Raw genomic sequence first — 23545 nt, 5'->3', positions numbered from 1 at the left:
ACCTCTTTCTTTTAACTTTACTTACTATCCTAATTATACCAAATTTTTAAGTTATATAGCAAATTATATAGTATTTTAAATCATTAGTTTACTATAAAGAATGTACCTAAAATTAAAAGTATAACCCCTATGTATTTGTATAAATGCATTGTTTCTTGTCCCAAAATCAAACTATCAATAAAAAAACCGATTAGAACTTGAGATACAAGTGTTAATATAAGTGTATTTGATACCCCTAAGTTTGGAATTGCTTTTACTGTAAAATATATTATTAGCCCTCCAAATACTCCTCCTAGCAATAACTTATAATTAAAACCATTTAAAGATACTAAACATTTTAAATCTCCAGCAACTATTATACTTGCAAGAAAAAATATTGCTCCTACAGTCAAACTTATAAAGGTGGCAACCAATGCTGTTGTACTCTTACCTAATTCTCCATTTATAAAAGCTTCAAGAGCAGTAGACCCACCCGCCAATAATGCAAATATTATTGCCCATAATTTTGTCATGGACAAACCTCCTCCTATATAATTCTATTAATAAGAGTTTATGATACAACCTATTAATTAATTACTAACTAGAGTTTTATTTTTATACTATGTGGCTTTATTTGAGTATAAATTTCTGTTATAATTGTTCTATTGATTTTGGAGGTGATTTTATGTATACAAATTTTAATATCAATTTTGATAACTTTAATAAAAAGGAAAATGCTACTAAATTTATGATAATGGGAGTGTTACTTGTTATATTGGGATTCTTGTGCCTTACGTTTAAGACTCTAGGTATAAAATTAATTTCTTGGACTTTTGGAGTTGCACTTTTATTCTTTGCATATTTAAATCTTAAAAACATTAATGAGTTAAAAAGATATGCTACTAAAGAAGAAATTAAACCATCTACCAATGTTCAATGGATTCTAATAATTACATGTATACTACTTTTTATATTTCCTCAAAAAATACAGAGTATTTTCTCATTACTTTTGGGCTTTTATTTAATTTTTAATCAACTCGTAGTGTTTGTAAATAGTAAAAATAATCCATATTCTAAGTTTACAACTTGGAATATAGTTAAAACTTTATTTGGTATATGCCTTATATTGTCACCACTATTTTTATCTAGATTTATAGTCTCAATAATGTCATTTTTTATAATATTATTTGGACTTGCTCTATTTTTTTCTGGAAACAAATCTAGAAAGTATTAATTATTTTGTTGCTTTATTCTTCATTACTTAAAATAGAATTTGTTTAAGTCACCTATTTGTGGTAATATGTTTTTTGTACAAATTTAATGTACAATTTTATTAGAAATAGGTGATTACTTTGGATAAATTTAAATATGCTTTTGATAATAAAAGATATCATACTTGGAATTACTACCTTAGAAATACATTTGGAGAAAAAGTCTTTAAAGTATCAATAAATGCAGGATTTACTTGCCCAAATATTGACGGAAGTATTGGCTATGGTGGTTGTACTTATTGCAGTAAAGAAGGTTCAGGCGACTTTGCTGGAAATCCTAAGGATAATCTTATTAATCAATTTTATAATATAAGAGAAATGATGTTAAAAAAATGGCCTCATGCTAAATATATTGGCTACTTTCAAGCTTATACAAATACTTATGCACCTCTTGAGGTTTTAAAAGATAAATATGAAACTATACTATCTCTTGATGATGTTATAGGCCTTTCAATCTCAACAAGACCTGACTGTTTACCAGATGATGTAGTTGATTATCTATCTGAACTTAATAAAAGAACTAATCTATGGGTTGAACTTGGACTTCAGACAATTCATGATTCTACATCTAAAATTATAAATAGAGGACATGATTATAAAACATTTGTTGAAGGTGTTGAAAAATTAAAGGCTAAAAATATAAAAGTAGTTGTACACATTATAAATGGTCTACCTGGTGAAGATTATAATATGATGATGGAAACTGCTAAGGCAGTTGGCAAAATGAATGTGGATGGTATAAAAATACATCTATTACATGTTATAAAAGATACTCCTATGGAGAAAATGCTTCAAAATGGGATGTTAACTCTTATGAACCAAGATGAATACATTAATCTTGTTTGTGACCAACTAGAAATATTACCTGAAACTATGATAATTCATAGACTTACTGGCGATGGTAAAAGAGATGAACTGGTTGGACCTTTATGGAGTTTAAAAAAATGGGAGATTTTAAATCAAATTGATGATACATTAAAATCTCGAAACTCCTATCAGGGGTGTAAATTTATTCAAGGTTAAATAAATGATTAAAGATAACATAATAGCTATAGATAGCTTTATATAAACATAAATCTATCTATAGTTATTTTATTGTTTACAAAGCAAATTTCATATTAAAAATTACAATAAAAAATACCCCTATATAAATATATAAGGGAAAAATACATATTCTTAAATACTTTCTGTTTTCTCAGTTTGTTTTAATTTATTAGACTTATAGAACATTTTTATTCCATCATAAGAAAGATTAAGTGCTATTACAGCTGATATCAACATTAACATCACTCCAAACAGCTTTCCTATAGAAAAACTTTCTCCTAGCATAGTGCATCCAATTATAACAGAGCCTACTAATTCTACTGATGCTACAACACCTGCAACAGATAACTCTACACCTTTAGATATACCTGCTGCATAAAAAATATATGCAAGTGCCGCTGGAACAACCCCTAACATCAACATACAAGATAAAATATTTAAATCTTTAGCATAGGTTAATATTTCCCATGGTCTAGCAGAAGGAATCATAAATATCGCTCCAAATAAAAAGCTGTAAACTAATATTGTTGAACTTGAAAATTCTTTTAAGGCATTCTTACTAATAGTTGGCATAAGTGCATACGCTATTGCAGATAATATTCCAAGCAATAATCCCATAGTACTTAAGTTTTGAAAATTTAAACTTCCACCAGTTACTGCCATAATAGCTCCAATAAAGCAAAAAATCAGCGAAAATATTTTACTTCTAGTAATACTCTCTTTATAAAAAAATTTTGAAAATACAGCTAAAAACAATGGCGATGTATACAATAAAACTGCTGCTACAGATACACCTACAGTATCAATAGCTTTAAAGTAACATAAATTAAACATAGCTTGACATATAATTCCTATTATTACTGAATAAATAATTCCTCTTTTGTTTATTTTCAAAATATGTGGTGTTCTTATAGCTGAATAAACACCTAAAACTATAAATCCAAAAAATAATCTTGTAAATGCTACTTGTTCTGATGTCAATCCACTTCCCATCAGAAACTTTCCAAACAACCCAAGTGTAGCCCATAAGATTCCTGCTGTTGCTATAAATACATACCCTTTACTTTTTTCTCCCATCTTAAATACCCCTCTACTATTATTTAGTCAATACACATCATTTTTATCAAGCAAAAACCATGCCACTTTTATTTTATTTATATCGACACTAAAAACTTAGAATTTGCAACAATATTACTAGTTTTTCAACTTTTCTATAGTTATTTCAAGTATATTTTAAGTTGATTTAGACTCGCTTTAATTGTAAAATAAGTTATATATAACTTATTCAAAGTTAAAATAGACTGAAGTTTATGTATTATATAAAGATTATACTTTTAATTATATTTAATAAATTAAATATATTTTAATATATCATTAAAAATTTAGGGGGACAATAGGGAAAATGGATTTAGATTTAGAGTTTTATAAAAAAATATTAGAGGCTTCTCATGACGAAATATGTGCATCTGATGATAAAGGTATAATAATATATTGTAATAAGGCATTTGAAGAAAATTATGGTCTAAAAAAAGAAGATATTTTAGGAAAAAATGTTTCTTTCTTAGAAGAATCTGGATATTCAACAAAAAGCCCCATACCAGTAGTATTGAGAACAAAGTCTAAATTTTCACTTGAACAAGATACTCAAACAGGAAAAAAACTTATTATAACTGCAAGTCCTGTATTTGATGAAAATGGTGAGCTAGAATTCACTGTTGAAAATTGTAGAGATATAACCGAACTTAATAATATAAAAAATAAACTTGAAGATACAAAAAAACAAGTAAAAAAATACAAATCTGAAGTGGAAACACTATATAGAACCGCTCTTAGGATTGAAGATACAGTAATTATGGATGGCATAGTTATGAGACCTATTATGAATACAGTCAACCATGTTTCTAAAACTGATGTAAGCGTACTATTATTAGGAGAATCTGGAACAGGAAAGAGTTCACTTGCTAGATATATACATCACAATAGCAACAGGTCAAGTGGTCCATTTATAACTATAAACTGTGCAACCATATCTCCACAACTACTTGAATCTGAACTTTTTGGATACACTTCAGGTGCTTTTACAGGTGCAAGTACCAAAGGTAAAGTTGGTCTTGTAGAATTGGCTAACGGAGGAACTCTTTTTTTAGATGAAATAGGTGATATACCACAAAATCTACAAGCAAAATTTTTACAATTGATACAAGATAGGACTTTTACTCCAGTCGGAAGTTTAAAAAATAAAAAAGTTGACATAAGAATTATATCCGCTACAAATGCTGACTTAATTTCTAAAGTAAAAGAAAAAAAATTTAGAGAAGATTTATATTATAGATTAAATGTTATAGAAATAAAACTCCCTCCACTTAGAGAAAGAAAGGATAATTTAGTAGAGATTATAAAATATTATTTTAATAGATATTCAAGTGACTTTAATCTAAACAAGACAATTTCAAAAGAAGCTATAAGTATTATTGCAAACTACAGATTTCCAGGTAATATAAGAGAGTTACAGAATATAATTCAAAAAATCTTACTTACTTGTAGAGATAATCATATAACAACAGACGATTTACCAAGTATACTCACTAAAAATGTAAATATTGTAAATTATGGAAATAACCCTCCAACATACACAACCAATGTAGATAATTCTCTACATATTGATTATAAAAACAAAAACTTTGACACCTTGATTATGGAGTATGAAAAAAATGTAATTTTGGATGCTTATGAGAAATTTGGTAGTTCTTATAAAGTAGCTAGACAACTTGAAATTTCTCAATCCAAGGCTAATAGGCTAATTAGAAAGTATACTAATACTTAATTTTAAATTTGATAAATAAAAACTTAACATTATTTACATATTGTAAATTTCGCCAATTACTGGTATTATGAATATGGTTGAAATTATTTAAATAAATGTGATTGACTTAATTTCATATATTTATCATTAAACTTTTATCATAAATATCATATCATAATAATATATTTAATAAGTCTAATAAACTATACGAGGTGTAAATATGTTAATGAATACCCATTTTATTATGGCAAAATCGATACTTAATAATATAGATGAAAATAAAACATTCTTTATAAGCGAAAAAAATTTTATATATGGTAATATAAAGCCAGATGCTTTTTCTAAATATAAATTAAAAAAACATTATATGGATGAATCATTTAATATGATTGCTTCTAAAATAAAATATCTGTGCAGTCTTACTATAGACAGTGTTTCTAAATATTTTTCAGTAAGTAGACTTAGTCAAGAGCTTGGTGTTATCTGCCACTTTTTATGCGATTTTTTCTGCTTAGCTCATAGTGAACGCTGGGAATTTAAGCATAGTTTGAATAAACATGTTACTTATGAAAGAGAACTTGGAGCATTTGCAAAGGATGTTGATTTATCTAAAATTAAAGGTAATACTATAAATAGTGGATTTGAAAAATTTTTTGTTAAACTTTACAATGAATACAAAAAGAAAAGCGACTATATGAATGATTTAAAATTTTCAGCGTATACTTGCAATAGTGTTATAAATTATATATTAGATTCTATTTTAGCTAATACAATAAAATCATACCATATAGCAAATTGTGGTTAACTTAAGAATTTTAAACTGACAATTAATATAATCAAAATGACTGCTCTACAGAATATAAAATCTAGTTTTATAATTCTACTGAACAGTCATTTTTTTATACTGAATAGGTAATACCTTATAAAATTGATTAATTAGTAAATCAACAAACAAAAATAATTTACTAATTTTTTATTACTTCTCATCAATCTTATATCTAACTGTTTATTTTTATGATAGCATCTATAGCACTTTTTACACTATCTACTACATAATTTGCACTTTGTTTTACTTCTTCTCTTGCCTTTGACATTACAAAACTATATTTAAATCCCTCTAACATACAAATATCATTTGGAGAATCTCCAATAGTAGCAACTTCATCTGGACTTACATTTAGAGTTTTTATTACATGTTCTATGCTACCTCTTTTTGATACACTTTTAGGAACTATGTTTAAAGTATAAGTACTAGAAAAATATATTTCCAACACTTCACTAAACTCACTTTTTAAATATAATTCTATTCTAGACAACTCTTCTAAATTTTCAGAGCATATACCAATATTGCCTATAAGATTATCAAAACTATCTCTTTTCTCAAAATCGGGGTCCACTATAAAATCGCTAGAATAATGTCTAAAAGCTGTTGTGTCACTATCTACAATTACATCTCCTTTATATTTAAAATACAATTGTGCATCAGTTGATTCAAATCTATCAATAACTTTTTTTACTAATTTATCATCTATAGTTTGCTTAAAAATCACATTATAATCTTTATCATGTATAAATGCACCATTTTCACATATATAATAGCCATTCATATCTAAGCTCCCTTCGATAATATCACGAGCCTGTTTGAAAACTCTACCTGTAGCAACATTAAACTGTACTCCTCTTTTTTCTATTTCCTCAATTGCTACTATATCTTCTTTTGTTATAGCTCCATTTTCATATAAAGTTCCATCTAAATCACAAAATATATGTTTTATCATAAATTAAAAGCCTCCAAAAATGATTTTATATTATACCAATACTTTAAATATAATCAATATCACAATAGTTTAAAGTTTTTCTAATTGTATTCTCAACTCATTAAGTAAATCTCTAGTAGCTCTCAATCTTATTTTTCTTCTATCTCCATTAAATATATTTTTTTTCACTATTATTTTTCCATTTATATATATTGCAGTATAAACCAACCCTACAGGCTTTTCCTCAGTTCCTCCACCAGGTCCAGCTACTCCAGTTGTAGATATACCTATATTAGCTCCAAGCCCTTTAGCAACGCCCTCAGCCATTTCTATTGCTGTTTGTTCACTTACTGCTCCAAAGTCTTCTAAAGTTTCTTTTTTTACTCCCAATCTTTTCATTTTGGCTTCATTAGAATATGTTACACATCCTTCAAGAAATACAGAAGATATTCCTGGGTAGTTTATAAGAGATGAAGATACCAAACCTCCAGTACAAGATTCAGCCACTGCTATTGTTAAGTTTTTTTCTACAAGAAGCTTAGAAACAGCATCTTCTAATGCAGACTCTCCTTCAGATACTGAAATATCTCCTTCAGTATATACATATTTACCTACTCTGTCCTTTATCTTTTCTTCTACTGGTCTTATAAATTCAAAAGCTTGTTCTTCATTTTCAGCTTTTGCAGTTATTCTTATTGTAACTTCTAATTCCTTTGCATACAAAGCAACTGTTGGATTAGTTTGTTCATCAATTATATCTAAAATTTCCAATTCTAGGTTTGACTCCCCTATTCCATACAATCTTAAAGTTTTTGATACTAGCATTTCCTTTGTAAATTGTTGTAGGTAAGGTTTGACACTTTCATTAAACATTGCCTTCATTTCTCTTGGAGGTCCAGGTAGTACTATTATACTTTTATCATCTTTCTTTAAAATAGCTCCTGGTGCTGTTCCATTATTATTTTTTAATACTATAGCATCCTTTGGAAAATATACTTGTTTCATATTATTTTCGGCCATTTTTTTTCCTGTTTTAACAAAGAATGATTCTAAGACTTCTAATGATGGTTTATGTAATTCTAATTCCTGTCCAAAATACTCTGCTGCAGTTTCTTTTGTCATATCATCACCAGTTGGTCCAAGACCTCCTGTAGTAATTACTAAATCACTTCTTTTTAAGCTTTCATCAAAACATTCTAAGAGTCTTTGCTTATTATCTCCAACTGTACTTTGATGGTATACTTCTATTCCCAATGCTGCAAGTTCTTTAGCTAAAAATTGAGAGTTTGTATTTACTATATCTCCCAACAGTATCTCTGTTCCTACACTTATTATTTCTGCTTTCAAATTTTATCACTCCTTGATTTATAGCCACTAAGACTAGTCTTAAGTTCATACCACTAATTTTAGCAAAAATAATGATATAAATAAAGTTAAAAAATCATTCAAATCTATCTGTAAGTTAGATTATCACTCTAAAACCACACATAATATAAACTTCACATGTAGTGGTACTTTCATCATCAACCATTAATTCATATAATTAAGTAAGTAAATTAAAAAATTTAATTTAAAAATAATAAAATTTAAAATAGGAGTGTATAATATGAAAATAGCAGTTATAATGGGTGGAATATCATCAGAGAGAGAAGTTTCTTTAAATTCAGGAAAAGAAATATATAATAATCTTGATAAAAGTAAATACGATGTTGTAAAGGTGATAATAGATGATAAAAAAGATATATTTACAAAAATACCAGAAGATACAGATTTTGCAGTACTAGCACTACATGGGAAATTTGGTGAAGATGGATGCATTCAGTCAGTACTTGAGACTATGGATATACCATATTCTGGATGTGGACCTCTTTGTAGTGGAATGTGTATGGACAAAAACATCACTAAAAAAATGCTTAGAGATTCAGACCTTCCTACTGCTCCATGGGCTTTAGTAAAATCAATTGATGAAATAAATTATGATGAGATAGACAAAATAGGCTATCCAGTATTTATAAAACCAAATTCAGGAGGTTCAAGTGTTGCTACATTCTTCATCCATTCCAAAGATGAAGTTGAAGAAGCAGTTCGTAAAGGTTTAGAAGTTGATGAGTTTGTAATGATTGAAAAATATATACCAGGTGGAGAATATACTTCATTCATACTAAATGGCGAAGTATTTCCTACTATATCTATAAAATCAGACTCAGGATTCTTTGATTATGAAGCTAAATACTCACTTGAAAAAGGAGCAAAAGAAGAAGTTATTTATTTAGATGATGAACTTCAAAAAAGAGTAAATGAGATTTCTGAGACTTGTTGGAAAATTTTTAATTGCAAAGCATATGTAAGAGTTGATATGATTATAAGTGAAGGTATTCCTTATGTTCTTGAGCTAAATACTCTTCCTGGCATGACTAAAACTAGTTTAATACCTAGAAGTGCCGCTGCTAAAGGTCTTGAGTATAGCCAATTATTAGATAAACTTATAGAATACTCTTTAAATTAGATAATACAATTTGAGGTGGTAATTTGATATTTTCAAATCTAAGATTAAATGATAGTGAACCAATTTATATACAAATTAAAAATTATATAAGTGATATGATATCAAAAGGATTAATTCCAGACAATAGTAAGCTCCCTTCTACAAGGGAGCTTAGTCAGCTTTTACAAGTTAGTAGAAATTCCATAGTCTTAACTTATGAAGAACTAAAATCAGAGGGCTTAATCTACTCTGTTTCAGGAAAAGGTACATTTGTTAATTCAAAAAATAAATCTTCAAACACTACATGGTCTTTAAATTGGGATTGTTTAGAGAATACATACTCTAAAAAAGCTAATGAATTAGATATTATAAAAAGCGAAATACCTTGGAGCTCTAACCTAATATCATTTAAAAGTATATCTCCTGATGGAGATTTATTTGATATGGAGGAATTAAAAAAATCTTTTTTAAATAGAATCTCATTAGAAGGTCACAAACTACTTAACTATGGATATGCACAAGGTTATAAACCTCTTATTGACTATTTGCTTGAATATATGACAAATAAGGGCGTTGATATTAATAACAAAGATATATTAATTACAAATGGATTTACAGAAGGCTTTGATATTATTATGTCCTCTTTCACTCAAGAAGGAGACTATATAATTTGTGAAAATCCCACTCACAACACGGCTATAAAAATTATGAAGTCACACAATCTCAATATTTTAGGTGTGGATATATCTGAAAATGGTTTAGATTTCAATATGCTCGAAAATCGTTTAATTGAGTACAAAAATAAAATAAAATTTGCATATATTACACCTTCTTATCACAACCCAACAGGGATTGTAATGACCCCTGAAAATAGATATAGATTCTATAATCTTATGAAAAAATACAATATAGCAATTATAGAAGATGGATTTAATGAAGAATTACTCTACAATAGTTCTCATATATTTCCCCTCTGCTCTCTTGATAATATGAATAATGGTGTTGTATATATTGGTAGCTTTTCAAAAATTTTATTTCCTGGAATAAGAATTGGATGGATTTTTGCAGATAAAAAAGTTATAGATAAGTTAGAAAGTGTAAAAAGGTGCAGAAATATACATGTATCTTTTTTAGACCAAGGTATTTTATTTGATTATTTAAGTAATGGAGGATTTGAAAAATACGTAAAAAAAATACGTAAATTCTATGGGGATAAATTTAACTTCGCCTATGAATGTGTAAAAAAATATATGCAAACGGAATATATCTTAGGTGATGGTGGTTTGCATATATTTATCAAGCTTAAGAATATAGATACTAGAAAGCTATTAGAAAAATGTTACAAAAAAAATGTTATCTTCATGCCTGGAGATTTATTTTTTACAAATGGCTTTGGTTCTGACACTTTAAGACTTGGATTTTCGAGACTCTCTTTTGAAGATATTGAAACTGGTATAAAAATAATAGGAGAAACTATAGATGAAATGTCCTAGGTTAACTAAATATTGTTAGCCTAGTTTATTTTTATGAGGTATAATATATATAGTTTATATGAATCTAACATGGGGGATAATATGAGTAAAAAGTCAAAACGAAAGAAGATTAATAAATTAAAGCTAACAATTGTAATAACTGTATTATTTCTTGCCTTACTATCTATATATGAGATATTTTTCTCTAAATCCAACAAAGAAGATAATATAAAAAGTCAAGAAACTATGCAAGATAAAAACAATACAACAGAGGATTCTAAAAATAATCAAAACTCTACTAAAAAACAGGAAGATAACAACATTAAGCCCACTTTTTCATATTCTTCAATACCAGATAACATAAAAAACAAAATGATTGGTAAATCTATGCCTTCTGATGAACCTATAGGATTTAATAGTTTATCTTACTTGCAACTTACCTACTACGGATTTGATGAAAAAACTCATCAAGGTGAGATGATAGTAAATAGTGAACTAGCTTCAGAAGTTGTCGATATTTTTAAAGAGTTATATGAAAAAAAATATCCAATTGAAAAAATTAAATTAATAGATGATTATGATGCTGTAGATGAAAAATCTATGTCTGATAATAATACATCTGCATTTTGTTATAGAACTGTAGCTGGTACAAATACTGTCTCAAATCATGGTAAAGGACGTGCTATAGATATAAATCCATTACAAAACCCACATGTTTCTGGAGACAATGTTAGTCCTAAGGTAAGCACTGTTTATGCAGATAGGTCTGCTTTAAAATTTGGAATGATAAAAAAGGGTGATGATTGTTATAATGCTTTTGTAAGCAGAGGTTGGAGTTGGGGTGGATATTGGAAAAACCCAGACTACCAACATTTTGAAAAATAATAGATTAGAAATAAAGGTGAATTATATGAATTTAATGACATTGGAAAATATAAGTAAAAGCTATTCTGAAAAAAAATTACTTGAAAATATATCTCTTGGTATCAATGATGGAGAAAAAATAGGACTTATTGGTGTAAATGGTACTGGTAAATCTACTTTACTTAAAATTATTGCAGGAACTGAAGAAAGTGAAACTGGCAATATAACAAAGGCTAATGGTATTAGAGTAGAATATCTTCCTCAAAACCCAACTTATGATGAAAATTCAACTGTTCTAGAACAAGTATTTAATGGAACTTCAGAAGAATTAAAACTCCTTGGTAAATACCAAGAAACTTTAGAAAAACTTAATTCTAACTTTACAGATGAACTAAATAAAAAATTATTATCCATGCATGAGAAGATAGATGCTTTAAACCTTTGGGATTTAGAAAGCGAAGCCAAATCTGTACTTACAAAGCTTGGTATAAATGATTTCAATCAAAAAATAATAGAACTTTCTGGTGGTCAAAGAAAAAGAGTTTCTCTAGCCTCAGCTCTTATTACTCCTTGTGAGCTTTTAATATTAGATGAACCAACAAACCATCTAGATAATGATACCATCGATTGGCTTGAAGAATACCTAAATTCAAGAAAAGGTTCATTGCTTATGATAACTCATGATAGATATTTTTTAGACCGTGTTACAAATAGAATAATTGAATTAGATAAAGGTAGATTATTTAGCTATGATGGTAATTATTCAATATTTTTAGAAAAGAAAATGGAAAGACTTGCATTAGAATCAAGTATTGAGGATAAACGACAAAATTTAATCAGAACAGAACTTGCATGGGTTAGACGTGGAGCTCAAGCTCGTAGCACAAAACAAAAAGCTCGTCTACAAAGATTTGATGAACTTGTAAATAGAGACTCTTTCAAACCTGATGAAAATATTGATATATCGGTTGCCTCAAGTAGGCTTGGAAATAAAATAATAGAAATACACAATATATCTAAATCTTTTGAAGAAGTTACAGTTATAGATAATTTAGAATATACTTTAGCACGTACAGATAGAATTGGCATAATAGGTAAAAATGGTATGGGTAAATCAACTCTAATAAACATAATAAATGGGAAATTAGCCCCTGATAGTGGATATATCTCAATTGGAGAAACTGTAAAAATAGGTTGCTTTTCTCAAGATGATTCTCATATGAACATTGGCATAAGGGCTATAGACTATGTAAAAGAAGCTAGTGATTATATAGAAACTTCTGATGGTACTAGGATTACAGCTTCTCAAATGTGTGAAAGATTCCTTTTTAATGGTACCATGCAGTATACTTTGATAGGCAAACTATCTGGTGGTGAGAGAAGAAGACTACACCTTCTTAGAATTCTTATGACAGCTCCTAATGTACTTCTTTTGGATGAGCCTACAAACGACTTAGATATAGAAACACTAAAAATATTAGAAGAATATCTTGATGAATTTAAAGGTGTAGTAATTACAGTATCACATGATAGATATTTCCTAGATAGAATCTGTAATAAAATATTTGCATATGAAGGAAATGGAAAAATTCATATTTATACAGGTAATTATAGTGACTATCTTATTTATAGAGAGATTCAAGGAATTGAATTTGAAGAATCTAAAAAAGAATCACTTAAAAATGATGATTCAACTGCTCCAAAAAAAGAAAAACCTAAAAATGATAAAAAACTTAAATTCTCATACAATGAGCAAAGAGAGTTTGAAAATATTGATTCTGACATAGAAAAACTTGAATCTAAAATTGCAAAACTTGATGAAAGTACTTCAAAATTTGCAACTGATTTTACTAAACTTCAAGAAATTTTAGATGAAAAATCAAAATTGGAAAAAGAACTTGAGTACAAATATGAAAGATGGGAATATCTAAATAATTTAGCTGACGAAATAGCTAATAATAAATAATATTAAAACATCTAAGTTTAATAACCTTTACTTTAAGTTTATAAGTTATAAATATTTAAAAGAGCTATATGTCTTTAAAAACATATAGCTCTTTTTTAACTATCTTCTAATTTTTATATTCTGATATATCCTATAATAATTCTTTATTATAAGTCTATATCCATTCTTTCAACATAGTGACAATTGACATCAATATGATTTAAAAAAACCAATAACCTTTCATAAAGTGGATGAGATTCTTCTCCATATTTAGATTCTAAGTTTTCACCTATTTCCCTAACAGTCTTTTGACCATCAATTTGTAAAAATACAAAACTAGAATATTCATCTAGCTCTATTTTTTTATATTTAGGTATTCTAGCTTTTAACTTTCTAAAAAACTTTTGAATCTTATGGTCCTGTTTTTCAAGTATAGTTACAATACCATTTTCATCTACTTCATATTCAAGTCCATCAGTAATTTTAAATACAATATCTAAAACATCATTACTCTTGCTCATTATTTTTTACTTTAGATAAAATGATAGGTAATGTTGTAAGTACAACTAAAACTATTAATAAAGCAATTGCCATTGAATTTGTAGCAGCAAAACCACTTGGTACTTTTGGAGTTATAACTCCAGTTACTTGTAATATTATACCTATTAAACCAATGATAGATCCACCTGCAACAAGACCAGAAGATAAACTTATACCATTAGAAACTTTAGCTTCTTTTTCTTTTTCAGATTTAGATACTAGTTCAACAAATAAACGAATTAATGCTCCAACTAATATTATAGAAGTTGTTGCTATTGGTAAATAGAATCCTATAGCTATAGTCATTATTGGTAAGTTTAATGCATATAACACAATTGCCATAAATACTCCAACAATAATCATAACCCAAGGTAAACTACCTGACATAATACCAGAAGTTAATGTTGACATTAAGTTTGCTTGTGGTAATGCAAATTGTACATTATCACCAGTAGCTTTAAGTTGGTCAGAAAGTAATAAGATTACTCCTACAACAACTATAACACCAACTATACTTGCAACTGTGAAGTAACGTTGCATTTCATTTTTGCTACCACCAATGATGTAAGTTACTTTTTGAGATTGAGTATATCCTCCAGCTATAGCAATAGCAACAACTATAAATGACCCAAATAAAAGTAATGATTTATTAGCTTCTAAATCAGTCCATCCCATTATAACAAATACTAATGTTACAATAACTAAAGAAGCTATAGTCATACCAGAAACTGGAAGATTTGATGTTCCTATTGTTCCTGTTAAACGTCCAGCTACTATGACGAATAATAAAGATAATAAAAGAGATATGATAGCTCCAATAATTGCCATAGCAATATTACCAGAAATCAAGAACGCTGCTAAGAACCCAACTACTACTCCACCTAATAAAAGTATCATTTGTATAGATGAACCTTCTTCTGCATCTCCAGTACTTGATTTAGCTTTAAGTGTTTCTTTTATAGAAGCGATTATAGTTGGGATAAGTTTTATTGCACCAATAATACCTCCACAAAGCATCATACCAGCACCTATATATTTTACATAACTACTAGATATAGCTCCAACATCCATTTGGTTAAGAGGCATTGCAGGATTATTCCATACCATAGCTCCATCTTTAGCCATATCAGTAAAGTAACCTATTAAAGGTGCAATACCAAAGTTTGATAAGATACTTCCTGCAAACATTGTTAAAGAAACTTCAAGCCCTACTATAAACCCAATTCCTAAAAGTAGAGGGTTTACTTCAATATCAAATTTCCATTTGTAGAATTTACTTCCTACAAGACTCATTACATTGTTCGCTACATTTAAGAATGAACCAGTTAATACAGTGATAAATCCACTTATTACAAATCCAATTCCCATGTATTTAATTGAGTCTCCACCAGCCTCTGAAGCAACAAGTGTTTCAGATATAGCCATTGATTCTGGGTACATAAGTTTACCATGTTCTTCAATTATTAAATAATTGTGAACTATTGCTGCAACTCCTATACCAAATAAAACACCACCAACTCCAACAGCTAAGCCTTCTAAAAATGTGATTTGGCTTCCAATTAAGATAACTGCTGGTAATACGAAAATGAATCCACTTGCAACAGATTCCCCACCACTTGACATACCTTGGATTAAGTTCTTACCAAGAATACCCTTTTGGCGAGCAAATGCTCCAACAAAAGCAGAACCTATTATAGCTCCTGGAATACCTGCTGCAACTGTAAGACCAGCTTTCATTCCAGAATAAGTTGTAGATGCGGCAAAAATGGCAGCTAAAATGATACCGATAATCAATACAGCTACATTTCCACCGGTTCTGGACTTATCTGTGATGTATGGAACGTAATCTTTTCCACTAACCTCACCATAAGCTCCCTTAGGTAATTTTTTGTTCATAAAATTTTCACCCCTTTTCAGTTTGTATATATTATAACATATATACATATAAAACTTAACTTTTTATTATTTTACAAATAGCGAGTAAAAACTACTAAAATTTAATCCCATATTATTAATTTCTATTTTTAGATATTTTTATGCTAATTTTCTTTTTATTTTTCGATTATACTAAAAAGGATTAAGATAAAAAATAAAAATTTTTTTTATATTAAAATTAAATTTGTTATAAAAACACTTTAAAACGCGGAAAAGTATAAAAAATACAATAATCATCCTTATAAACAGATTTTCACCACAGTAAAAATGTACAGAAAATTCTTTCTTTTATGTCAATTGATTCATTCTTGAAAATAGGTGTCATAAAGAAACTTCTATAGTTCCTTTATAACACCTGTCATAATACAAAATCACTCTGGCAATGCCCTTTTATTTACTTTTCCAATTGGTGTAACTGGTATTTTATCTATCCTCATTATTATTGTTGGAATCATGTATGGAGGTAAATGCTCATTTAAATATTCTCTAACTGTTATGTCATTTATTTTTTCACTATCCTCATCATCAATCACATAATATGCACATATATACATCTCTCCATCCTCATTTGTTCTTGAGATACAAACAACACTTTTAATTTCTGTAATATTGTTTATTATGTTTTCAATCTCATACAGCTCTATTCTAAATTCATCAATTTTTACTTGATTATCCATCCTACCAATATAATCCAAATTTCCATCATCTAGCCATCTTACCAAATCACCAGTTCTATACATTAATTTATTATGTTCACAAGTTTTGTAAGGATTTTCTACAAATACTTGCTCTGTTAAACCTTTTTTATTTAAATAGCCTCTTGATATTTGGATTCCTGATAGACAGAGTTCTCCTGGAACTCCAATTGGGCATAGTTTATTTTTTTTATCTAATACATATGCATAAGTATTAAAGATTGGCTTACCTATTGGTATTTTCCCATACTCTTTATCCACATGAAAAGAGGTTGATACAACAGTAAATTCTGTTGGTCCATACTCATTATATAACTCATAGTTACGTTTTCTATATCCTTTTAATCTTTCTCCTCCTGTCTGCACAATCCTAAGTGAACTGTTGTTACAGTTTTGTATAAATAATCTTGCAAACGCTGTTGGTAATGCTAATATGGTTATATCATTTTCCTCACAATACTCATTTACTGTATATTCATCAAATTTTGCTTCTTCTGGCATAATGTTTATTGAAGCACCCATCAATAGATATGGAAATAGTTGTTTCATTACAGCATCAAAACTAAAACTTAAATATATCCCACATATATCATTTTCTGTAGCACTTATAGCTTCTATACTATAATAACACATATTTACTAAACTCTTATGCTCTATAGCTATAGTCTTTGGTCTACCAGTTGACCCTGATGTAGATATTGTATATGCACAGTTTGATGGTGTTATTTTTTCAGTTAAGTCATATCTAATTTTAAATATATCTTCATCATTTATATCAATTACTATTGTGTTTTCATTTATAACCTTACATCTAAGTTCGTCTGTAGTTATTACTACTTTTGCATTACTATCTTCAAGAAGGTAATTTAATCTTTCTTCTGGATTACTTGTGTCTATCGGGAAGAATGCTCCTCCTGATTTCATAATTCCTATGGCTGTAACAATTATATTAATGTCTCTTGGCAACATTACAGCTACTATATCTTCACTTTTTACCCCTATATGATTTAAATAGCCTGCAAATCTATCAGTTAACTCATCAAGTTCTCTATATGTCAAATTTCTATTTTCATCTCTGGCAGCTACATTATTAGGTGTTCTCTCAACTTGTTCCCTAAATAAATCAATATAACTTCTGTCATATGGTATCTCACATTGATTATCATTAAAATCTTTCAATAATATTCTTTCTTCTTTCTTACATACAAATTCTAAATCTTCTATTAAAATGTTATTATTCCTTATTATCTGCTCTATTATATAATCAAATTGATTTAATATCCTTCTAATAGTTTCTCTTTTGTATATAGATGGCTTATATTTTATTTTTATTTTTAATGCCCTTTTAGTATAAACTATTACAGATAAATCATATCCTTTTTTTTCTATGTCATAGTCATATGATAAATCAAAACTTTTAGCTACAAATATTGTATTTATAAGTTTAGTATTCAGATGATTTTTATTCTCTATATCTGATAATAAATAGTATCCATATTCTAAAGACCTACTCCATTGCCTTTTTAAATTTTTTACAACATCTATAAACTTTTCGCTTTGTCGAACCTTAACTCTTATAGGAATTATATTTATTGTTTTTCCAAAAACTACATCATCTTCATATGTATACTTTTGTAATATAAGTCCATAGATAGTTTCTATAATAGAACTTATGCTTATATTATTCATTTTAGAATATTGAATTAGTTTCTCATGTTTTTCAATATCAATCTTAAAAATTTCATCTACAACTTCGTCAGAACAATCTTTATAAAAAAAATCATTTGGAATTTTTGCTAGATTGGTATAATCATCTAACAAATCCATCCAATAATTCATAGCTCGTTCTAAATTAACTTCATACATATCAAAATTCCCCCTTACTACTAAATCTATAGAAAAAATTCTTTTGGAATTTCATTTTTTTAAATACAGAAATATATTAATAATATATATGCAAGCTCTAAACACATGAGCTTGCATAAACTTATACTTATATATTATGACTATTAAATTCGTAATATTTATAATGTTTAAAATATATTATAACACAGATATGATTTTATTTTCTTACATTTATATAATATATAAATTATAAATTGTTATTTAATTAATGTATAATTATATTGTTTAGAATATGATATATTATATTAATTAAAATTTTATAAGAATAAGTTATATTTATTGAAAGGAGCTTTACAAATGAACATTTATGCTCACAGAGGTTTTAGTGGAAAATATCCAGAAAACACTATTCTCGCTTTTAAAAAATGCTTAGATATGGATATATACGGAATAGAACTTGATGTTCACAAGACTAAAGATGGAAAAATTGTAGTTATTCATGATGAAACGGTCGATAGAACTTTTAATGGACATGGTTTTGTAAAAGACCTTACTTTAAGAAAACTAAAAACATTGAACTCATCCTTTGAGGGTTACCAAAACAATAAAGAATGTAAAATTCCAACTTTAGAAGAAGTCTTAATCTTAATTTCGCCTACAGACCTTATCTTAAATATAGAACTAAAAACTGACAAAGTAAATTACACTAATATAGAAAAAGATGTTTTGAAACTTATTTTAAAGTATAATATGAAAAACAGAGTTCTTATATCTAGTTTTAATAGTAATAGCTTAAAAAATTTTCATAAGTTAGAACCCAGTATAAAAACAGCTTTATTATGCTACTTACCTATAAATAATGTAGTTGAATTTGCTAAATTTCTAGGAAATAGCTATCTTCACCCTCCTTTAATTTTAGTAAATGAATCTCTAGTTGAACTTTGTCACAAAAATTTACTAGGTGTCAATGTGTATACTGTAAATGAAGAAGAAGATATGCTACATTGTCTATCTCTTAATGTAGATGGTATTTTTACTAACTATCCAGATATAGCTTTAAACCTTTTACAATCGAAGCAATATAGCTAGTTATATAGTAGTTTATACTCCTTGACTTTTATATGATTAATATGTACAATTTTATTAAATTTAGCTTGGAGGTATACTTATGGATAACTTATTAAATGAACTTAAAGCTTTAAAAAGTAATTTGGATAATTTACCAATAGAAAAAATAGAAAATTACGATTTGAGTAAAACAGTTTTATTTATAATTGATGTCAATAATGGTTTTGCAAAACAAGGTGCCTTATACTCTCCCAGAGTAGAATCTTTGATAAAACCAATTGAAATTTTCGCAAAAAAAATATCAAATAAACTAAATAAAGTAATTGCATTTACTGATTGTCATACACCTAAATCTATAGAACTTTTAAGTTATCCTGTTCACTGTTTAGAAAGTGATGTGGAAAGTGAATTGGTTGACGAAATTAAATCTATAGAAAATCTACAAGTTTTCCCTAAAAACTCTACTAATGGATTTTTCGCACTAGAAAATTTAGACTTTGATGGGATAGACAATATAATTATAGTTGGTGATTGCACAGATATATGTATATATCAATTTGCAATAACTCTAAAATCTTATTTTAATCAATATAATATCGAAAAAAATATAGTTGTTCCTATGAATTTAGTAGACACTTATGACATTCCTAATGTTCATCCTGCAGAGATTTTAAACCTAGTATTTTTTAATAGTATGCTTCAAAATGGAATTAAGGTATTAAAGGAAATTAGCTTATAATAAATACTTTATAGATTTATATAGGGATACAACTTTGATAATAAGATTGTTCTATACAAATATTACTTAATACAATTAATTTAACATAACTAAAGTATATAAATATAGAAATCGCAATTTAAATATTCTTCTATACATCTTCTGTAGGAGAAATTAAATTGCGACTTCTATTTTTTACATAATACTAATCAACTATACCGCTTCAATAGTTAAATTTACTTTTTAATAATCGTATTTATTTGTAGTTTCACACATAACTACTTTTATCTTTTTATTAAACATATTCTTATATTCTAATAAAAACTCATTTAATTCTGAGTCCATAAGATTTATTTTTTTGTCACTACAAAGCATTATTTTTTCTTGATCTATTATTACATTAATATCATTTAAATCATTTTTTATGAATGTTGTTATACAACTCTTAGGTTGAATTTTTTCACCATATTTCTCATAAAATCCTGCACTCTTTTTAAACGATTCTAAATCTTCTGTAGATACTTTGCTGGAAGTATTATTACTCATAAAACCTGCTGTAGAAGGGTCGATTCCAAAGTTTCTAAGTTGTTTTTCTACTTCTTCAGTGTCCATACCATATCTTTCCATGAACTGTTTTTGTATTTTCATAAACTTTTCTTGAGATATGTCATTATCTTTCATATAATCAAATATTTTTCTTGAAAATTCAGCCATCGACATCTTTCCATCCATAACAGAAAAATATAAGTTATATATGTATTGCTCAAATTTATCTACATCAGAATCTTTAACTTTGTTTTTTAATTCGTTAAAGTCAATTATTCTATCATCAGACATTTTTTATCCTCCTAGCTAAATTTTTACTTGTATAAGATTATACCATACTTCTAATATATTTATATATACACTATTTTTTTAATTTAACCATTTTTTCTGTTGCATCTAATTCACACATTCTTCCTAAAGGAATAGTTATCATTGGTATACAGTGCCCAGATTGTAGATTATATATAGCTGGCTTATTAACCTTCTGCGCAAATTCCTCCAATAGTTCTATTAAATCTTCTTCTTTGATACAGTCTTTAAAATCTCCAAAAATTATACCATTACATTCATCCAGTTTTCCTGAAGAATACAATTGAGTTAACATCCTGTCTAATTTATATTGACATTCTCCAATTTCTTCAATGAATAAAATTTTATCCTTTGCATCTATTTCATATTTAGTTCCTATTGTAGAAATTATTAGAGATAAGTTTCCTCCCATTATTATTCCCTCTGCTTTGCCTTCACATACAGTATAAATCTTTTCTTCTTTTGGATTTTCTAAGTATAACTCATCTTTAAATTCTAAAGCATCTACTAGAGATTTATAAGTAAATTCATCCCATTTAGCTACATTCGCTGCCATTATTCCATGATATGGTAAAAGACCACAATTTTTATAAAAAGCTAGATTTAAACCTGTTATATCAGAAAAACCTATAAATGGTTTAGGATTTTGTTTTATTATTTCGTAATTTATTTTATCTAGTATTCTTGTTGTTCCATAACCTCCTCTTAAACACATAATTATATCTACTTCTTCATCTAAGAACATCTCTTCTATATCTCTTACTCTAATATCATCATTCCCAGCTAAATAACCTTTATAATTTAGTCCACAACTTTCAGAAAATTTAACTTTATAACCATACTTCTCCAAATTAAATTTTATTTCTCCTAGACTTATATTTCTCAATGGTCCAGAAGGCGCAATTACTCCTAACATCTAAACACCTCTTCTTCTAAAATGATATATTCTAATTTATGCTAAACATCTCTACTATAATTATAAGACATTTTATTTATACTTGATACAGAATAATGTTTTATATAGAATAATATAATTATAATAATTAAGAAAAATAAATTTTTAATTTTAATATAGTTAGGATGTGTTTTATGATTAATATTAAAGCTCTTTGCCATGATATAAATGATTGGGTTATAGATATTAGAAGAGATTTACACAAAACTCCAGAACTTGGCTTAGAAGAATTTCAAACTAAGAAAAAAATTATTAAATATTTAGATGAAATAGGTATAAGTTATATTGAATATGAAAATCACACAGGAGTAACTGCATATATAAATGTAAATCCAAACTTTGAGACAATTGCTATAAGAGCTGATATAGATGCTTTACCTATAACAGAAAAACTCAATCGTCCTTATAAATCCATTAATTTAGGTAAAATGCATGCATGTGGCCATGATGCACATACTGCTATTTTACTTGGTACTTGTAATATACTATTTAAATTAAAGGATTATTTAAATGTAAATGTAAAGTTTTTTTTCCAACCTGCTGAAGAAACTATTGGTGGCGCTAAACTTATGATAGAAGATGGATGTATGAAAAATCCAGATGTAAATTATATATTTGGTCTTCATGTAAATCCCAATATTGATAAAAGTTTAATTGAACTAAAATACAATACTTTAAATGCATCAACAGATACACTTTGTATAACTGTATATGGCTCAAAATGCCATGGAGCTTATCCTCATCAAGGTGTTGATGCTATAGTTATCTCTGCTCATATCATAACTGCTTTGCAGACAATTGTCAGTCGAAATACAAACCCCACTGATTCTGTAGTTATTTCTTTAGGAAAAATTGAAGGCGGAATTAAAGAAAATATAGTTTGCGATAAAGTTGTTATAAAAGGAACCTTAAGGACTTTAACGCAGGAAACCAGAGATTTTTCAAAAAAACGAATTAGAGAAGTTTGTGATTTTACTTGCAAAACATTTGGTGGAAATATTGATGTTGAAATTGAAGAGGGTTATCCTTCCCTTATAAATTCAAATTATCTTGTAGATTATGTTAAACAAAATGCAGTAGAATTATTTGGAAAAGAAAATATTTTGATTAAAGATACACCTACTCTTGGTGCTGAAGATTTTTCATATTTTTTGGAATATTGTGAAGGTGTTTTTTATCACCTTGGTTGTGCAAATCAGGGAAAAAATATTAATTCTCCTCTTCATACAGATACCTTTGATATTGATGAAGATTGTCTTATTACTGGTGTTATGCTTCATTCAAAAAATGTATTATCCTTTTAATTATATGCTT

The 23545-nt window shown here is 27.7% G+C and carries 20 protein-coding genes; 11 read left to right on the top strand and 9 right to left on the bottom strand.

Annotated elements, in window-relative coordinates; genetic code table 11:
* Positions 1 to 83: 83 nt before the first annotated feature.
* Positions 84 to 512, bottom strand: coding sequence for a DMT family transporter (locus tag IC173_RS01770; RefSeq protein WP_227855080.1), 429 nt, complete (start codon positions 510 to 512; stop codon positions 84 to 86).
* A gap of 152 nt (positions 513 to 664) precedes the next feature.
* On the opposite strand from IC173_RS01770, the gene IC173_RS01765 reads away from it, so the two are divergent.
* Both IC173_RS01765 and IC173_RS01760 read left to right on the top strand, forming a co-directional pair.
* Positions 665 to 1213 carry a DUF308 domain-containing protein gene (locus IC173_RS01765; protein ID WP_227434320.1) on the top strand — a complete coding sequence of 183 codons (549 nt, stop codon included), beginning with the start codon at positions 665 to 667 and terminating at the stop codon, positions 1211 to 1213.
* A gap of 118 nt (positions 1214 to 1331) precedes the next feature.
* Positions 1332 to 2273, top strand: coding sequence for a TIGR01212 family radical SAM protein (locus tag IC173_RS01760; protein ID WP_227823701.1), 942 nt, complete (start codon positions 1332 to 1334; stop codon positions 2271 to 2273).
* A 153-nt stretch (positions 2274 to 2426) separates the two neighbouring features.
* Here the strand turns inward: IC173_RS01760 and IC173_RS01755 are convergent, their stop codons facing one another.
* Entirely contained in the window at positions 2427 to 3371 is a 945-nt protein-coding gene (locus IC173_RS01755; protein ID WP_227434318.1) for a DMT family transporter, read from the bottom strand.
* 325 nt (positions 3372 to 3696) lie between these two features.
* Here IC173_RS01755 and IC173_RS01750 point away from each other — a divergent pair, with 325 nt between their 5' ends.
* The gene (locus tag IC173_RS01750) at positions 3697 to 5118 is read left to right on the top strand and encodes a sigma-54 interaction domain-containing protein (RefSeq protein WP_227434317.1); all 1422 of its coding nucleotides are present in this window, start codon (positions 3697 to 3699) and stop codon (positions 5116 to 5118) included.
* Between the two features lie 199 nt (positions 5119 to 5317).
* Positions 5318 to 5902 (top strand): zinc dependent phospholipase C family protein, encoded by a 585-nt coding sequence (locus IC173_RS01745; protein WP_227482286.1) that lies wholly within the window; start codon positions 5318 to 5320, stop codon positions 5900 to 5902.
* A gap of 193 nt (positions 5903 to 6095) precedes the next feature.
* Here IC173_RS01745 and IC173_RS01740 read toward each other — a convergent pair whose 3' ends face one another.
* Together IC173_RS01740 and IC173_RS01735 are read right to left on the bottom strand one after the other, a co-directional pair.
* A complete protein-coding gene (locus tag IC173_RS01740) occupies positions 6096 to 6875 on the bottom strand; it encodes an HAD family hydrolase (protein WP_227434315.1) in 780 nt (259 codons plus the stop codon).
* A gap of 69 nt (positions 6876 to 6944) precedes the next feature.
* Positions 6945 to 8201, bottom strand: a complete 1257-nt coding sequence (locus IC173_RS01735; protein WP_227831182.1) for a competence/damage-inducible protein A — start codon at positions 8199 to 8201, stop codon at positions 6945 to 6947.
* 259 nt (positions 8202 to 8460) lie between these two features.
* On the opposite strand from IC173_RS01735, the gene IC173_RS01730 reads away from it, so the two are divergent.
* From IC173_RS01730 to IC173_RS01715, 4 genes are all read left to right on the top strand, one after another.
* Positions 8461 to 9360 carry a D-alanine--D-alanine ligase gene (locus tag IC173_RS01730; protein ID WP_227482284.1) on the top strand — a complete coding sequence of 300 codons (900 nt, stop codon included), beginning with the start codon at positions 8461 to 8463 and terminating at the stop codon, positions 9358 to 9360.
* A 23-nt stretch (positions 9361 to 9383) separates the two neighbouring features.
* Positions 9384 to 10832 carry a PLP-dependent aminotransferase family protein gene (locus tag IC173_RS01725; protein WP_227831183.1) on the top strand — a complete coding sequence of 483 codons (1449 nt, stop codon included), beginning with the start codon at positions 9384 to 9386 and terminating at the stop codon, positions 10830 to 10832.
* An 81-nt stretch (positions 10833 to 10913) separates the two neighbouring features.
* Entirely contained in the window at positions 10914 to 11696 is a 783-nt protein-coding gene (locus tag IC173_RS01720) for a M15 family metallopeptidase (RefSeq protein WP_227836121.1), read from the top strand.
* A gap of 25 nt (positions 11697 to 11721) precedes the next feature.
* Positions 11722 to 13641 carry an ABC-F family ATP-binding cassette domain-containing protein gene (locus tag IC173_RS01715; RefSeq protein ID WP_227482282.1) on the top strand — a complete coding sequence of 640 codons (1920 nt, stop codon included), beginning with the start codon at positions 11722 to 11724 and terminating at the stop codon, positions 13639 to 13641.
* Positions 13642 to 13787: 146 nt separating this feature from the next.
* Here IC173_RS01715 and IC173_RS01710 read toward each other — a convergent pair whose 3' ends face one another.
* The 3 genes from IC173_RS01710 to IC173_RS01700 form a co-directional block, all read right to left on the bottom strand.
* The gene (locus IC173_RS01710) at positions 13788 to 14141 is read right to left on the bottom strand and encodes a PqqD family protein (RefSeq protein ID WP_227434309.1); all 354 of its coding nucleotides are present in this window, start codon (positions 14139 to 14141) and stop codon (positions 13788 to 13790) included.
* Positions 14128 to 16056 (bottom strand): OPT family oligopeptide transporter, encoded by a 1929-nt coding sequence (locus IC173_RS01705; protein ID WP_227434308.1) that lies wholly within the window; start codon positions 16054 to 16056, stop codon positions 14128 to 14130. The genes IC173_RS01710 and IC173_RS01705 overlap by 14 nt, the downstream gene beginning before the upstream one ends.
* 410 nt (positions 16057 to 16466) lie before the next feature.
* Positions 16467 to 18656, bottom strand: a complete 2190-nt coding sequence (locus IC173_RS01700) for an amino acid adenylation domain-containing protein (protein WP_227855079.1) — start codon at positions 18654 to 18656, stop codon at positions 16467 to 16469.
* 336 nt (positions 18657 to 18992) lie between these two features.
* On the opposite strand from IC173_RS01700, the gene IC173_RS01695 reads away from it, so the two are divergent.
* Both IC173_RS01695 and IC173_RS01690 read left to right on the top strand, forming a co-directional pair.
* The gene (locus IC173_RS01695) at positions 18993 to 19724 is read left to right on the top strand and encodes a glycerophosphodiester phosphodiesterase (RefSeq protein WP_227434306.1); all 732 of its coding nucleotides are present in this window, start codon (positions 18993 to 18995) and stop codon (positions 19722 to 19724) included.
* 79 nt (positions 19725 to 19803) lie between these two features.
* On the top strand, positions 19804 to 20442 hold the full coding sequence (locus IC173_RS01690) for an isochorismatase family cysteine hydrolase (RefSeq protein ID WP_227434305.1): 639 nt from the start codon (positions 19804 to 19806) through the stop codon (positions 20440 to 20442).
* A 222-nt stretch (positions 20443 to 20664) separates the two neighbouring features.
* On the opposite strand, the gene IC173_RS01685 is transcribed toward IC173_RS01690, so the two are convergent.
* Entirely contained in the window at positions 20665 to 21258 is a 594-nt protein-coding gene (locus IC173_RS01685) for a DUF3867 domain-containing protein (RefSeq protein ID WP_227434304.1), read from the bottom strand.
* A gap of 70 nt (positions 21259 to 21328) precedes the next feature.
* Positions 21329 to 22192 (bottom strand): S66 peptidase family protein, encoded by an 864-nt coding sequence (locus tag IC173_RS01680; protein ID WP_227434303.1) that lies wholly within the window; start codon positions 22190 to 22192, stop codon positions 21329 to 21331.
* A gap of 173 nt (positions 22193 to 22365) precedes the next feature.
* On the opposite strand from IC173_RS01680, the gene IC173_RS01675 reads away from it, so the two are divergent.
* Positions 22366 to 23535 (top strand): M20 family metallopeptidase, encoded by a 1170-nt coding sequence (locus IC173_RS01675; protein ID WP_227855078.1) that lies wholly within the window; start codon positions 22366 to 22368, stop codon positions 23533 to 23535.
* Positions 23536 to 23545 lie beyond the last annotated feature (10 nt).

It is taken from the genome of Clostridioides sp. ES-S-0048-02, from assembly GCF_020658495.1.
In the GTDB taxonomy this organism is placed as follows: Bacteria; Bacillota; Clostridia; order Peptostreptococcales; family Peptostreptococcaceae; genus Clostridioides.
The sequence above is the reverse complement of the archived record's forward strand: the minus strand, read 5'-3'. Positions and strand labels throughout refer to the sequence as shown.